Genomic DNA, 13061 nt, shown 5'->3' on the forward strand with positions numbered 1-13061 from the left:
ACGGGTTGTTACGTCGGCGGATATAGGCAGGGTTCGCCTTGCCGCAAGATTGTGGGCCGCATAGGGAACCGTATCGAAACGGGAGCGTGCGCGTGAAGACACGGTGGAGGGCAGTGCTGGCGGGCGGGCTGCTGGCGACGGGATGCTCGCGGGGCACGGAAATCGAAGACGCATGGGTGCGCCTGCCCGCCGTGCCGGGCCGTCCCGCCGCCGCCTATGCCACGATCCATGGGGGCAACCAGCCCGCGGTACTCACGGCCATCGCCAGTCCGGCGGCGCGACGGATCGAATTGCACCACAGCATGGCGACCGATCACGGCGCGATGACGATGCGCCCGATCGAACGCCTGCCGATCCCGAGCAGGAAAACGGTGACGCTGGCCCCCGGTGGGCTGCACGCGATGCTGTTCGACCTGACCGGTGACCTGCGCCCCGGCGGCAAGGTCATGCTGAAGTTCCGGCTGGGCTCGGGGGACGAGATCTGGGTCGATGCGAAGCTCGTCGGCGCGGGCGATCCCGCGCCGTGACGAAACGGGCGCTGACGCCGGGCGAGGTCGAACTCGCCCGCACCATCTTCGGCGACACGATCGATTACGACCGGGCGCGGGTCGCCAACGCCAAATGGGCGTTCTTCCAGCCGAAGCAGGTCGCGATGGCCCCGACCGGCTGCATCCATTTCCACCCGCAGGGCACACTCTACCGCGACGATTTCGCCCGCGCCGGGCGCGATCTGGCCGCGCTGTTCCTGCACGAGATGATGCACGTCCACCAGACGCAGCACCGGGGCCGCTACTGGCTGCCGCTGATGCGGCACCCGTTCTGCACCTATCGCTACACGATCGTGCCGGGCAAGCCGTTCGACGCCTACGGCATCGAGCAGCAGGGCGAGATCGTCCGCCACGCCTTCCTGCTGCGGCAGGGGGTACGGCTGGCGGACAAGCCGCCGCGCGAGGTATACGAGGCGTTGCTGCCGTTCGGGCGGGGATGAGGCGCCTGATCCCAGCGACGGTCGATCAGCCTCGCGCTCGACGGGATCGAACCGCAAGCGGCGGAACCCTTGGCATTGCAGGTTGTTGGCACCGCGCAACGATTCTGAAAGCCCCGCCCCATGACGACCCGCACCGGTGCCACCTTGCTCGCCCGGCTGGGCTTCGCCGCGCGCGGGATCGTGTATCTGCTGGTCGGCTGGTTCGCGATCGACGCCGCGCTGCGCGGCGGCAAGATCGGTGACAATCAGGGCGCGATCGCCAGCCTCGCCGACGAACCGTTCGGCGAAGTCGTGCTGGCGGCGATGGCGGCGGGGCTGGCGGGCTATGCGCTGTGGCGGCTGGTGGAGGCGCTCACCGATCCCGAGGCGCGGGCGAACGATGCGTCGGGAGCCCTCCGCCGCGCGGGCCATGCGGTCAGCGGCATCGCGCATGTCGCGCTCGCATGGACCGCCGCCCGGCTGGCGCTGCACAGCCGCAGCGCAAGCGGACGGGTAGGCGGCGAGGAAAGCGCGCACGACTGGACCGCATGGCTGCTCGACCGGCCGATGGGGCGGGTGCTGGTGGCGCTGGTCGCCGCAGGCCTGGTCGGCGCGGCGCTGCAACAGGCGAAGAAGGCATGGGACGGCAGCTTCGCCCGCGAATTGTCGCACGGGACGCCGGTGCCGCAGCATGTCTGTACCATCGGGCGGATCGGATACGGCGCGCGGGCGCTGGTATTCGCGCTGATCGCGCTGTTCTTCGCGACCGCTGCATGGGTCGCCGATGCCGACGAGGCGGGCGGCATGGCGCATGCGCTGGCCACGCTCCAGCGCCAGACCGGCGGGCAATGGCTGCTGACCGCCACGGGCCTCGGCTTCGTCGCCTTCGGCATCTACAGCTTCGTCGAGGCGCGCTGGCGGCGCATCTCGGTCGACCTGCCCGCGTGAGCGGCGATGCGGTGCGGGCGCGCTGGCTGGAGCTGACGCGGCGCGAACTGCCCGCGCTGGCGTCCGCGCGCGGCTGGCCGGTGCGGGCGGACCATTGTTTCCAGCGCATCCTGCTCGACAATGCGTTCGGCGGGCGTTGGTACGATCATGTCGCGGGCCGCCCGGCCTATGCCCATGCCGATCCGGCGGCGCTCGCGCGGGCGGTGGCGCTGGGCGAGGCGGCGATCGCGGGCACCGAGGACATGGCCGAACTCGACCGCCGCTCGCTCGAATGGCGCGGCAAGCGCGGCCCCTCGAAACCGGGCGCTGCCGCCCCCATCTCCGGCTCTGCCAATCCAATAGAACGAAGATAGAACGGACCGCATGAGCCTGACCCATATCTCCGTCCGCGGCGCGCGGGAGCACAACCTCAAGGGCGTCGACATCGACATCCCGCGCGATACGCTGACGGTCATCACCGGCCTGTCCGGGTCGGGCAAGTCGAGCCTCGCCTTCGACACCATCTATGCCGAGGGGCAGCGGCGCTATGTCGAATCGCTGTCGGCCTATGCACGCCAGTTCCTCGAGCTGATGCAGAAGCCCAATGTCGAGCATATCGAGGGCCTGTCCCCCGCCATCTCGATCGAGCAGAAGACGACGAGCCGCAACCCGCGCTCGACCGTCGCGACCGTGACCGAAATCTACGACTATATGCGCCTGCTCTGGGCGCGGGTCGGCGTGCCCTATTCGCCCGCCACCGGCCTGCCGATCAGCGCGCAGACGGTCAGCCAGATGGTCGACCGGGTGCTGGCGCTGCCCGAGGGGACGCGGCTGCTGCTGCTCGCGCCGGTGGTGCGCGGGCGCAAGGGCGAGTTTCGGAAAGAGCTGGCCGAATGGCAGAAGGCCGGGTTCCAGCGGGTGCGGGTGAACGGCGAGGTCCATCTGATCGAGGACGCGCCCGCGCTCGACAAGAAGTTCAAGCACGACGTCGAGATCGTCGTCGACCGGCTGGTGGTGAACCCCGATGCCGCGACGCGCCTTGCCGAGAGTTTCGAGACGGCGCTGAAGCTGGCGGACGGCCTCGCCTATGTCGATCTGGTCGACACGACCGTGGCGCAGGCCGCTTCCGGGGCGGGAGAAAACGAGGAAGCCCCCTCTCCCAACCCTCTCCCCGCAGGCGGGGAGAGGGCTAGCAAGCTCAAGGGCGCGGGCATTCCCGACAACCGCATCGTGTTCTCGGAAAAATTCGCCTGTCCGGTCAGCGGCTTCACCATCGCCGAGATCGAGCCGCGCCTGTTCAGCTTCAACGCGCCGCAGGGCGCCTGCCCGGCGTGCGACGGCCTTGGCGAGCGGATGGAGTTCGACGAGGACCTGATCGTCCCCAACCACGACCTGTCGATCAAGAAGGGCGCGGTGGTGCCGTGGGCGAAGTCCAACCCGCCCTCGCCCTATTACATGCAGGTGCTGGGGTCGCTGGCGAAGGCGTACGACTTCTCGCTCGACACCGCGTGGAAGGACCTGCCGGAGGAGGCGCAGCGCGTCATCCTGCACGGCACCGGCGGCAAGGCGGTGACGCTGACCTTCGTCGACGGCAAGAAGGCCTATGACGTCAAGAAGCCGTTCGAGGGCGTGCTGGGCAACCTCAACCGGCGGATGCTGTCGACCGAGAGCGCGTGGATGCGCGAGGAGCTCGCGAAATACCAGGCGTCGCAGCCGTGCGAGACGTGCCACGGCGCGCGCCTCAAGCCCGAGGCGCTGGCGGTGAAGGTGGCGATGCAGGACATCGCGCATGCCACCCACCTGTCGGTGGTCGATGCGCTGAAGTTCTTCGAATCGCTGCCCGAGCATTTCAACGACCAGCAGAAGGCGATCGCCCAGTCGATCCTGAAGGAGATCGTCGAGCGGCTGGGATTCCTCAACAATGTCGGGCTCGACTATCTGAACCTCGACAGGACCAGCGGCACGCTGTCGGGCGGGGAGTCGCAGCGCATCCGCCTCGCCTCGCAGATCGGCAGCGGGTTGTCGGGGGTGCTCTACGTGCTCGACGAGCCGTCGATCGGGCTGCACCAGCGCGACAACGACATGCTGCTCGCCACGCTGCGGCGGCTGCGCGACCTCGGCAACACCGTACTGGTGGTCGAGCATGACGAGGATGCGATCCGCACCGCCGACTATGTGATCGACATGGGGCCGGGCGCGGGCGTCCACGGCGGCGAGGTGGTGGCCAAGGGCACGCTCAAGCAGTTGCTGAAGGCCAAGGGATCGATCACCGCCGATTATCTGAACGGCACGCGATCGGTCCCGCTGCCCGACAAGCGGCGCAAGGGCAACGGCAAGAAGCTGACCGTCCACAACGCCACCGCGAACAACCTGACCGGGGTGACGGCATCGCTGCCGCTCGGCACCTTCACCTGCATCACCGGCGTCAGCGGATCGGGCAAGTCGAGCTTCACCATCGACACGCTCTATGCCGCCGCCGCCCGCACGCTGAACGGCGCGCGGATCGTGCAGGGCAAGCATGACAAGATCACCGGGTTGCAGCATCTCGACAAGGTGATCGACATCGACCAGTCGCCGATCGGGCGCACGCCGCGCTCCAACCCGGCGACCTATACCGGCGCCTTCACCCAGATCCGCGACTGGTTCGCCGGGCTGCCGGAGGCGCAGGCGCGCGGCTACAAGCCCGGCCGGTTCAGCTTCAACGTCAAGGGCGGGCGGTGCGAGGCGTGCCAGGGCGACGGCGTGCTCAAGATCGAGATGCACTTCCTGCCCGACGTCTACGTCACCTGCGACGTGTGCCACGGCGCGCGCTACAATCGCGAGACGCTGGAGGTGAAGTTCAAGGGGATGAGCATCGCCGACGTGCTCGACATGACCGTCGAGGATGCGGTCGAGTTCTTCAAGGCGGTGCCGCCGATCCGCGACAGGATGGCGATGCTCGCGGAGGTGGGGCTGGGCTATGTCAAGGTCGGTCAGCAGGCGACCACCCTGTCGGGTGGCGAGGCGCAGCGGGTGAAGCTGGCCAAGGAACTGGCGCGGCGGGCGACCGGCAACACGCTCTACATCCTCGACGAACCGACCACGGGGCTGCATTTCGAGGACGTGCGCAAGCTGCTGGAGGTGCTCCACCAGCTGGTCGAACAGGGCAATACGGTGGTGGTGATCGAGCATAACCTCGACGTCATCAAGACCGCCGACTGGATATTGGACATGGGCCCGGAAGGCGGGGTGAAGGGCGGGCGCGTCGTGGCCGAAGGCACGCCGGAAACGGTCGCAGGCGTCGAGGGGAGCTTTACCGGGCGGTATCTCAAGCCGTTGCTGGAACAGGACCAGGCGCGGGCGGCGGAGTGAGCGTCTGGCGCGCACCGTTCGAGGCGGCACTGCGGCTGTTCGCCGTGATCAGCGAGGCGATGCGTGCCGAGGGCGAACCCCGCCCGATACTGGTCGGCGGTGCCGCCGTCGAATATTGGTCGGGCAGCATGGTCGCGACGGGCGATTTCGATTTGTGTTCGCCGGCGCAGCCCGAACTGGAAGCCGTGTTGCGGCGATACGGCTTCGTCCGGCCATCGGGTGCCGGCGTCGCGACGCGCGGGTGGGTGCATCCCGATCTGGCACTGGGGTTCGAGGTGGTCGGGCGCACACCGCTCGACGGACTGGCGGCTCCCGATCATATCGTGCTGGTCGAGGATCTCGTGCCCGGCGCGGCCTTTGCGATCATCGGCGTCGAGGATCTGATCGCGGATCGCGTCGGCCAGTTCGCATCCGGAACCGCGCCCGACCGCATCGAACAGGCAAGGCTGTTGTACCGGCTTCACCCGGGGCTCGATCGCGCCTATCTCGACCGGCGGATCGGCGAAGAAAGCGCAGGGGAATATGGCATCGACGCCCTTGAAGGCTGACGACCCCGACTGGACGGGGCTGCGCATCTCGCACGCGGACTTCGCCCGCGAACTCGCCGCGCGCCGCGCCGCGCTGGGCGATCCGCAGGTGCCGCGCAACGACGGTACCCGCCGCACCGACAGCAAGCGCGCACTGCTCGCGGCGATCGCCGCGGCGGGCGGGCGCTGGTAAACGGGAACCTCTGCCACCGCCCGACATTCCGCCTTGATCGACATCAGGAAGGATTGCCTCATGCGCGCATTGACCCTCGGCATCGTCGCCGCCGCGACGCTCGTTTCCGGCTGCTCGGACTATGGCATCGGCGGCCCCCGCTACGCCGACGCGGGCGGCTACAGCCGCTATGACTGGGATCGGCCCGATCCCGCCTATAACGGCTATGACGCGGCGCGCTATTATCGCGACGACCGCCGCTATCGCGAGCGCCGTCTGGCGACCAACGACCGGGTCTATGTCGGGCAGGACGGGCGCTATTACTGCCGCCGCAACGACGGCACGACCGGGCTGATCGTCGGCGGGATCGCAGGCGGCGTGCTGGGCAGCGCGATCGCGCCCGGCGGGTCGGGGCTGCTCGGCGCGCTGATCGGCGGTGCCGCAGGTGCCGCAGGCGGTCAGGCGATCGATCGCAACAACGTGCGCTGCCGCTGAACCGATCGGCAGCAGCAACGGCGGGCCGGGGGGACCATGTCGTTCCGGCCCGTTGCAATTCCGGAACGGCTCCCCATATCGCTCCCGCTACAGTCGCAAATCGACGGTTTCTTGCTTTGCGGCACGTTCCTTCTTTCCCTGCTGCCTAAGGCTCCGGGGGACGGGCAGTTCCGCCGCCCGGTCATTCAAGAAGGAACCATCATGGCCATTCTCGGCACCGTAAAATTCTTCAACATCGATAAGGGCTATGGCTTCATCGCGCCCGACAACGGCGGCGGCGATGCGTTCGTCCATATCTCGGCGGTCGAGCGCGCGGGCATGACCACGCTCAACCAGAACCAGCGCATCGGATACGAGCTGGAGCAGGACCGTCGCGGCAAGACCAGCGCGGTCAACCTGACCCCGGCCGACTGATGTTCGCGCGGCGCGGAAGGGTTCGCCCGTCCGCGCCGCTCCCCCCTCCTGCCGACGAAAGTATCGCCGCCTTGGCCGACACGCCCGAAGCCTATCGCGCCCGCGCCGCCGTGGAACGCGCCAATGCCGATGCCGCGACGCTGGACAATGTCCGCGAACGCTGCCTGCGCGCCGAGTCCGCATGGACCGCCATGGCCGACCGGGCCGAGCGCACCACCGAACAGCGGCTGATCCGCGAAGCCGCCACCGCCCGGCGCAGCGAGACTGCCGCCCTCGATTGAACCCTTCCGCCGCGCGGGCCGTTACCCGTTGCGAACGAGGAGACGATCGATGAGCAAGCACAGGAAACACAAGGCGAAACCGCGCCGGACCGCAGGCGTCTCGGCGCTGCGCACCACCCTGCTGGCGGCGACCGGCGTGGCCATGGGCCTGCTGGGCGTCGTGCTCGCGCGACGGGCCAAGCCCGGCAATGCCGAACATCCCGCCCCCGATCTCGCGCTCGACAAGCCGCACCCCGGCCCGACCGATCGCGCCCCCGATGCCTTCCGCCCCGATCCGACCGCGCCGGTCCCGGCGAGCGAGCGCGAAGGGCTGCGCCCCGCGACCGGCCCGGTGCCGTCGATGGTCGAACCGCGCGGCAGCATGGCGTCGCAGACCGGCGCCTGACGGCACGCCGGGCGGCGGGTCAGTTCTTGCCGCCGCCCGGTTCCGCCGATCCGACATCGGCGACGGGATCGAAATCCTTCGCCGGATGCACCTGATCGGCGGGTCGGTCGAGTGTGTCGGACGGGCGCTTCGCGTCGCCGGAGCGCTGATGATCGGTCGAGATATTATGGTTGGGTGCGCGGTCGGACTGGGACATGGCGGGTTCCTCTCCCCCGACCAACCATCGGCAGGCCAAGGGGTTGCGCTCAGCCGCCGAGCCGGAGGCCGATCCACAGCGTGCGCGGGGCGGCGCGTTCGACCACGCCGTCGCCGCCGACCGCCGCCTCGATCCGGGTGTCGGTGACGTTCTCCGCCCGCCCCTCGAGGGTGATCGCGCGGGTCAGCGGCAGGCGTGCCACAAGGTCGAGCGTCGTCGCATCCGCCAGACGTCGCAGATTGGCGTCGTCCTCATATTGCGCGCCGATGTAGCGCGCGGTCGCCGACAGCGCGATGCGATCGCGCCGCCAGCCGAGCGTGGCCGATCCGCTATGCGCAGGCGTCTGCGCCGGACGCAGCCCGGCCAGCGCCGCATCGCGCACCACCGCATCGGTATAGGCCCATGACAGCCGCGCCTCGACCGTGCCGAAACGCGCCTCGCCGTCCACCTCCACGCCGCGCACGCGGACGCGGTCGAGATTCGCCCGCCGCCGATAGACTCCCGCCGCCGGGACGAAGCCGACACCCGGAAACGTCCCCGGCCCCCGCGCGACCGTCACGTTGGCGATGCCGTCCGACAGGGCGTTGGCGAAGGCGGTCGCGGCGATGCGCACCGCGCGGGCCGGGCGCAACTCGATGCCGACCTCGCCGCCCCACAGCGTCTCGGGCTTCAGCCCGGCATCCCCGGCGGTCGCGTCCGCGCCGACCCGGAACGGACGATAGAGTTCGTTGAGCGTCGGCAGCCGCCAGCCGCGATAGCCCGCCGCGCGCAGCGTCAGCGCGTCGTCCGCCGCCCATGCCGCGCCGATCCGTCCGGTCGGCTGCCACCCCTGCCGCGTCGCATATGCCTGATCGGTCAGGGTGCCGCCGGTCAGCGGACGCTCGGTGAGACGGCCATCGGCGATGGTCCAGCGATCGATCCGCCCGCCGCCGCTGAGCGTCAGCCGCCCCAGCGTCGCCGCCAGATCGGCGAAGGCGCCGGCGGTGGTGTTGCGCCCCCCCGCCGTTCGCCGCCGCGTCGGCAGCCCGGCGACATAGGTATAGAGTTCTTGCGTCTCGCCCTCGACCACACGCCAGTCGCCGCCGATTCGCGCCGTGACCGCGCCGAACGCAGGCGCGACCTCCGCCCGCCCGCCCCAGCCGGTGGCGGGCACGTTATACTGGTCGAGCGTCAGCGTGGTACTCGCCCGCCCTGCCCCGACACTGGCGAAGCGGCTGGCGAAGGCGCGGGTCTGGAGATAGCCGAGCAGCGACCAGCCGGTGCGCCCCCGCCCGACCAGCCGGACGCTGGCGTCGGCCCCTTCGCTGCGGTTGTTGGTGAAATCCAGCCCGCGGTCGCGCCGGTCGGTGAAGGCGGCGACATTGGCCTGAAGCTCGGTGGCGGGGGCCACTTCGATCACCGCGCGGGCCGCACCGCTCGCCTGCTCGAACGGGGCGGCGCGGTCGGCGGGGCCGCGATCCTCCGCCACGACCGGCACGAAGCCGTCGCCGCGCGCATAGGCGCCCGACAACGTGGCGAAGCCGCCGGGCCGGACCAGCGCGGCCCCGGCGCGGGCGTCGAGCGACGCGCGGCTGCCGCCTGCGATCATTGCCGACAGCGGCGGCAGGTCGGCGGGCGCGGCGCTGTCCATCTCGATCGTGCCCGCCAGCGCCCCCGGCCCGGCGACCCCGCTGCCGCCGCCGCGCGTGATCCGCACCCGCCCGAGCCGGTCGGTGGCATATGCCGGAAAGGCGACCCAGCCGCCGAACGGATCGGCCTGCGGCACGCCGTCGAGCAGCAGCAGCGCACGGCTCGACGCATTGCCGCCGATGCCGCGCAGGGTGATGCCCTGCGACGTGGGATTGGCCGAGCGCGAGTCGGAGCGGCGGAACTGCTGCAACCCGGCCACGTCGCGCAGCACGTCCTCCAGCCGTCCGCTGGCGCTGTCGAGGATGCGCCCGCGCTCCAGCGTCACGATGTCATAGGCGGCATCGCCGGGCGCATCGGCAAGGCCGCGTCCGGTCACGACGATCTCGGGCAGGTCCTGTGCCGCCGCCGCCATCGGCCATGCGGCCAGCACCCATGCGAAACGCTTCACGTCACCCCCATGCGGGGCGGAGGATCAGACCGTGAAACTCTCGCCGCAGCCGCAAGCGCCCTTGGCGTTGGGGTTGGCGAAGACGAAACCGGCGGTGAAATCGTCCTCCACCCAGTCCATCGTCGAACCGATGAGGTAGAGGATCGATCCGCCGTCGACGAAGAAGGTGCCGCCCGGCGTCTCGATCCGTTCGTCCATCGGGTTGGCCGCGGTGACGTAATCGACCGAATAGGCAAGACCGGAACAGCCGCGCCGGGGGGTCGAGAGCTTCACCCCGATCGCGTCCGCCGGAGCCTTCGCCATCAGGTCGGCGACGCGGCGTTCGGCGTTGGGCGTCAGGCGGATCGCGGCGGGGCGGACGCGCGTGGCCATCACAGCATCCCCAGTTCGAGCTTGGCGTCGTCCGACATCTTCTGCGGATCCCATGGCGGGTCCCAGACGAGGTTGACGTCGGCGGTAGCGACGCCGGGCACCGCGCTGACGCGCAGCTCGACCTCGGCGGGCATCGATTCGGCGACCGGGCAATGCGGCGTCGTCAGCGTCATCGTCACCGCGACATGGCCGTTGTCGGCCACGTCCACGCCGTAGATCAGGCCCAGGTCATAGATGTTGACCGGAATCTCGGGGTCGAAGATTTCCTTGAGCGCCGCGATCACCGCTTCATAGGTGTCGCCGCCCGGCTCGCCCGCGGCGACCGGTTCGGGCTTCTGCGCGAGGAAGCCGTCGAGATAGTCGCGGCGGCGCGGTGCGGCGTCTTCCACGCGCGCGCGGGGCGGCGGCGGCACCGCGTCCACTTCCTCGACGGTGAAATTGCGTTCGTCGTTCATCCGAAGATCCTGTTCACTCGTTCAAGGCCGCGCACCAGCGCCTCGACATCGGCCATGCCGTTATAGACGCCGAAGCTGGCACGCGCGGTGGCGGGGACGCCCAGCGCCTCCATCAGCGGCTGCGCACAGTGGTGCCCGGCGCGGATCGCCACCCGCTCCTCGTCCAAGATGGTGCCGACGTCGTGCGGATGCACCCCCTCGACCACGAAACTGACGATGCCCGCCGCATCGTCCGGCCCCAGCAGCCGGATCGAATTGATCCGCCCCAGCGCCTCGCGCGTCGCAGCGACCAGCGCGGTCTCATGCGCGTGGATCGCGTCCAGCCCGATGCCCTCGACATAGTCGATCGCGGCATGCAGCCCGAGTGCGCCGACGATGTGCGGCGTCCCCGCCTCGAACCGCGCGGGCGGCGGGGCATAGGTGGTGCGCGCGAAGCTCACGCGATCGATCATCGCGCCGCCGCCCTGCACCGGATGCATCGCTTCGAGCAGGTCGGCGCGGGCCCACAGCACGCCGATGCCGGTCGGGCCATAGAGCTTGTGGCCGGAAAAGACGTAGAAATCGCAGTCGAGGTCGGCCACATCGACGGGAACGCGCGGCACCGCCTGGCACCCGTCGAGCAGCAGCTTCGCGCCGACGCCATGCGCGAGGGTCGCGGCGCGGCGCGCATCGAGGATCGAGCCGAGCACGTTCGACACATGCGCCAGCGCGACCAGCTTGTGCTGCGGGGTCAGCATCGCCGCCATCGCGTCGAGATCGATCCGGCCGTCCCCGGTCAGCGGCACCACGTCGATGCCCACGCCCACCGCTTCGGCGACCAGCTGCCACGGCACGATATTGCTGTGGTGCTCGAGCATCGACAGCAGGATACGGTCCCCCGCCTTCAGGTGCCGCGCCGCCCACCCCTGCGCGACGAGGTTGATCCCCTCGGTCGCGCCGCGCACGAACACGCATTCCTCGGGCGCGGCCGCACCGATGAAGTCCGCCACCCGGCGGCGCGCGGCTTCGTACGCCAGCGTCATGTCGGCGGAGCGCTGATACACGCCGCGATGGACCGTGGCATAGGTCGTGTCATAGCCGCGGGTGATCGCGTCGATGACCGCCTGCGGCTTCTGCGCGGTGGCGGCGGTGTCGAGATAGGCCCAGCCGGACGGGATCGCCGGGAAATCGGCCACGCGGTCGAGGGGGGTGGTGCCGGTCATGCGCGTTCCTCCCGCCCACGGTTCTCGACAGCCTCGAACCAAACGGATGGGAGCGCCGCCCCGCCCCCCGTTCGGTTCGAGCCGGTCGAGAACCGGTCTTGCGCGCGACGTGGCATCAAAGCGCCGCCTCCAGCCATGCATCGGCATCCGCCGCGAACGCCGCGCGCACCGTCTCGTCGCCGATCCGGTCGATCGCGTCCGCGACGAAGGCGGTGGTCAGCAGCGCCTTGGCCCGCGCCTCGCTCACGCCGCGGCTGCGCAGGTAGAACAGCGCCTTGGCATCGAGTTCGCCGACCGTCGCGCCGTGGGCGCATTTCACGTCGTCGGCGAAGATTTCGAGTTCGGGCTTCAGGTTCACGGTGGCGGTACGCTGGAGCAGCAGGCCGCGCAGCGACTGTTCGCCGTCGGTCTTCTGCGCGCCCCGCGCCACCTCGACGCGGGCGGCAAGGCTCGCCTGGCTGCGGTCGGCGGCGACCGCGCGCCATGTCTGGCGGCTCGATCCGTTGAGCGCGGCGTGGCGGACGGCGACGGCGCATTCCTGCCGCTGCTGCTCGCGGGTCAGTAGCGCGCCGCCGTAATCGACGAACGCGCCGTCGCCGTCGAGCGTCAGCAGCGCGTCGATGCGGCTGCCCATGCCGCCTGCACCGAGGAAGCCGGTGACGAGGCTCGCGCCCTCGCCCACCACCGCCTCGTCGCGGATCGACACGAAGCCTTCGGTCTGGAGCAACCGGATGCTGCGCATCAGTCGCGCGCCGCGCTCGAGGTCGATCTGGGTCAGGCGGTTGGTCCAGCCGCTGCCGACATAGGTCTCGATCACCTGCGCCACCGCATCCTCGTCCAGCGTCAGGCTGGCGGGCACATGGTTCTCGCCGCCGGTCGCGACATGGACGATCTGCACCGGATCGACGATCTCCGCCGCCGACAGGTCGATCGACCAGCCGGGCGCGCCCGATGCCTGCACGCCCAGCGGGTGCGCGGTGTCGAGCGTCAGCGGCGAGAGCGCGACATGGCCGGGCGTGCTGGCGGCAGCGTCATACACCCCATCGACGAAGACGATACGCGGGCCGGGCAGGTCGAGCCAGTAACCGTCGACCGCCACCGCCTGCCCCCGCCCGCTGGCGGCGGCGGTGGTCAACGCGGTGAGGTCGGTCCAGCGGAACGCCTCCTGCTTGTTGGTGGGAAGCGTCGCCATCAGATCCTCCCCGCCTGCGGGGAGGGGGACCAGCCGCAGGCTGGTGGA

Annotated in this window: 17 protein-coding genes; 11 read left to right on the plus strand and 6 right to left on the minus strand. The window is 70.1% G+C overall.

Annotated elements, in window-relative coordinates; genetic code table 11:
• Positions 1-92 precede the first annotated feature (92 nt).
• From ABLE43_RS02545 to ABLE43_RS02595, 11 genes are all read left to right on the plus strand, one after another.
• Positions 93-527, plus strand: coding sequence for a copper chaperone PCu(A)C (locus ABLE43_RS02545; protein ID WP_348976907.1), 435 nt, complete (start codon positions 93-95; stop codon positions 525-527).
• Positions 524-988, plus strand: a complete 465-nt coding sequence (locus ABLE43_RS02550; protein ID WP_348976908.1) for a vgr related protein — start codon at positions 524-526, stop codon at positions 986-988. The genes ABLE43_RS02545 and ABLE43_RS02550 overlap by 4 nt, the downstream gene beginning before the upstream one ends.
• A 120-nt stretch (positions 989-1108) precedes the next feature.
• Entirely contained in the window at positions 1109-1915 is an 807-nt protein-coding gene (locus ABLE43_RS02555) for a DUF1206 domain-containing protein (RefSeq protein WP_348976909.1), read from the plus strand.
• Positions 1912-2268: a GCN5-related N-acetyltransferase gene (locus ABLE43_RS02560; protein ID WP_348976910.1), complete on the plus strand. Its 357-nt coding sequence runs from the start codon at positions 1912-1914 to the stop codon at positions 2266-2268. The genes ABLE43_RS02555 and ABLE43_RS02560 overlap by 4 nt, the downstream gene beginning before the upstream one ends.
• A 10-nt stretch (positions 2269-2278) precedes the next feature.
• The gene (uvrA, locus tag ABLE43_RS02565) at positions 2279-5245 is read left to right on the plus strand and encodes an excinuclease ABC subunit UvrA (RefSeq protein WP_348976911.1); all 2967 of its coding nucleotides are present in this window, start codon (positions 2279-2281) and stop codon (positions 5243-5245) included.
• Positions 5242-5793: a hypothetical protein gene (locus ABLE43_RS02570; RefSeq protein ID WP_348976912.1), complete on the plus strand. Its 552-nt coding sequence runs from the start codon at positions 5242-5244 to the stop codon at positions 5791-5793. The genes uvrA and ABLE43_RS02570 overlap by 4 nt, the downstream gene beginning before the upstream one ends.
• A complete protein-coding gene (locus ABLE43_RS02575; RefSeq protein ID WP_348976913.1) occupies positions 5783-5965 on the plus strand; it encodes a hypothetical protein in 183 nt (60 codons plus the stop codon). The genes ABLE43_RS02570 and ABLE43_RS02575 overlap by 11 nt, the downstream gene beginning before the upstream one ends.
• A gap of 60 nt (positions 5966-6025) precedes the next feature.
• Entirely contained in the window at positions 6026-6439 is a 414-nt protein-coding gene (locus ABLE43_RS02580; RefSeq protein ID WP_348976914.1) for a glycine zipper 2TM domain-containing protein, read from the plus strand.
• A 201-nt stretch (positions 6440-6640) separates the two neighbouring features.
• Positions 6641-6853, plus strand: a complete 213-nt coding sequence (locus ABLE43_RS02585) for a cold-shock protein (RefSeq protein WP_348976915.1) — start codon at positions 6641-6643, stop codon at positions 6851-6853.
• 71 nt (positions 6854-6924) lie between these two features.
• Entirely contained in the window at positions 6925-7134 is a 210-nt protein-coding gene (locus ABLE43_RS02590; protein ID WP_348976916.1) for a hypothetical protein, read from the plus strand.
• A 49-nt stretch (positions 7135-7183) separates the two neighbouring features.
• Entirely contained in the window at positions 7184-7519 is a 336-nt protein-coding gene (locus ABLE43_RS02595; RefSeq protein WP_348976917.1) for a hypothetical protein, read from the plus strand.
• 19 nt (positions 7520-7538) lie between these two features.
• Here ABLE43_RS02595 and ABLE43_RS02600 read toward each other — a convergent pair whose 3' ends face one another.
• The 6 genes from ABLE43_RS02600 to ABLE43_RS02625 all read right to left on the minus strand — a co-directional run bounded on the left by ABLE43_RS02600 (position 7539) and on the right by ABLE43_RS02625 (position 13013).
• The gene (locus ABLE43_RS02600; RefSeq protein WP_348976918.1) at positions 7539-7715 is read right to left on the minus strand and encodes a hypothetical protein; all 177 of its coding nucleotides are present in this window, start codon (positions 7713-7715) and stop codon (positions 7539-7541) included.
• A 49-nt stretch (positions 7716-7764) separates the two neighbouring features.
• Complete coding sequence (locus ABLE43_RS02605; protein WP_348976919.1) at positions 7765-9792, minus strand: TonB-dependent receptor; 2028 nt, start codon at positions 9790-9792, stop codon at positions 7765-7767.
• 24 nt (positions 9793-9816) lie between these two features.
• Positions 9817-10164, minus strand: coding sequence for a HesB/IscA family protein (locus ABLE43_RS02610; RefSeq protein ID WP_348976920.1), 348 nt, complete (start codon positions 10162-10164; stop codon positions 9817-9819).
• On the minus strand, positions 10164-10619 hold the full coding sequence (locus tag ABLE43_RS02615; RefSeq protein ID WP_348976921.1) for an SUF system Fe-S cluster assembly protein: 456 nt from the start codon (positions 10617-10619) through the stop codon (positions 10164-10166). The genes ABLE43_RS02610 and ABLE43_RS02615 overlap by 1 nt, the downstream gene beginning before the upstream one ends.
• A complete protein-coding gene (locus ABLE43_RS02620; protein WP_348976922.1) occupies positions 10616-11821 on the minus strand; it encodes a cysteine desulfurase in 1206 nt (401 codons plus the stop codon). The genes ABLE43_RS02615 and ABLE43_RS02620 overlap by 4 nt, the downstream gene beginning before the upstream one ends.
• Before the next feature lie 115 nt (positions 11822-11936).
• Entirely contained in the window at positions 11937-13013 is a 1077-nt protein-coding gene (locus ABLE43_RS02625; protein WP_348976923.1) for a SufD family Fe-S cluster assembly protein, read from the minus strand.
• Positions 13014-13061: the final 48 nt, after the last annotated feature.

The organism is Sphingomonas silueang, assembly GCF_040049155.1.
GTDB lineage: Bacteria > Pseudomonadota > Alphaproteobacteria > Sphingomonadales > Sphingomonadaceae > Sphingomonas > Sphingomonas silueang.

What these genes read in the sequence shown, in the direction of transcription:
- ABLE43_RS02555 (WP_348976909.1), top strand. Translation starts at nt 1,109, where the DNA reads ATGACGACCCGCACCGGTGCCACCTTGCTCGCCCGGCTGGGCTTCGCC.
- uvrA (WP_348976911.1), top strand. Translation starts at nt 2,279, where the DNA reads ATGAGCCTGACCCATATCTCCGTCCGCGGCGCGCGGGAGCACAACCTC.
- ABLE43_RS02580 (WP_348976914.1), top strand. Translation starts at nt 6,026, where the DNA reads ATGCGCGCATTGACCCTCGGCATCGTCGCCGCCGCGACGCTCGTTTCC.
- ABLE43_RS02585 (WP_348976915.1), top strand. Translation starts at nt 6,641, where the DNA reads ATGGCCATTCTCGGCACCGTAAAATTCTTCAACATCGATAAGGGCTAT.
- ABLE43_RS02595 (WP_348976917.1), top strand. Translation starts at nt 7,184, where the DNA reads ATGAGCAAGCACAGGAAACACAAGGCGAAACCGCGCCGGACCGCAGGC.
- ABLE43_RS02600 (WP_348976918.1), bottom strand. Translation starts at nt 7,715, where the DNA reads ATGTCCCAGTCCGACCGCGCACCCAACCATAATATCTCGACCGATCAT.
- ABLE43_RS02610 (WP_348976920.1), bottom strand. Translation starts at nt 10,164, where the DNA reads ATGGCCACGCGCGTCCGCCCCGCCGCGATCCGCCTGACGCCCAACGCC.
- ABLE43_RS02615 (WP_348976921.1), bottom strand. Translation starts at nt 10,619, where the DNA reads ATGAACGACGAACGCAATTTCACCGTCGAGGAAGTGGACGCGGTGCCG.
- ABLE43_RS02620 (WP_348976922.1), bottom strand. Translation starts at nt 11,821, where the DNA reads ATGACCGGCACCACCCCCCTCGACCGCGTGGCCGATTTCCCGGCGATC.
- ABLE43_RS02625 (WP_348976923.1), bottom strand. Translation starts at nt 13,013, where the DNA reads ATGGCGACGCTTCCCACCAACAAGCAGGAGGCGTTCCGCTGGACCGAC.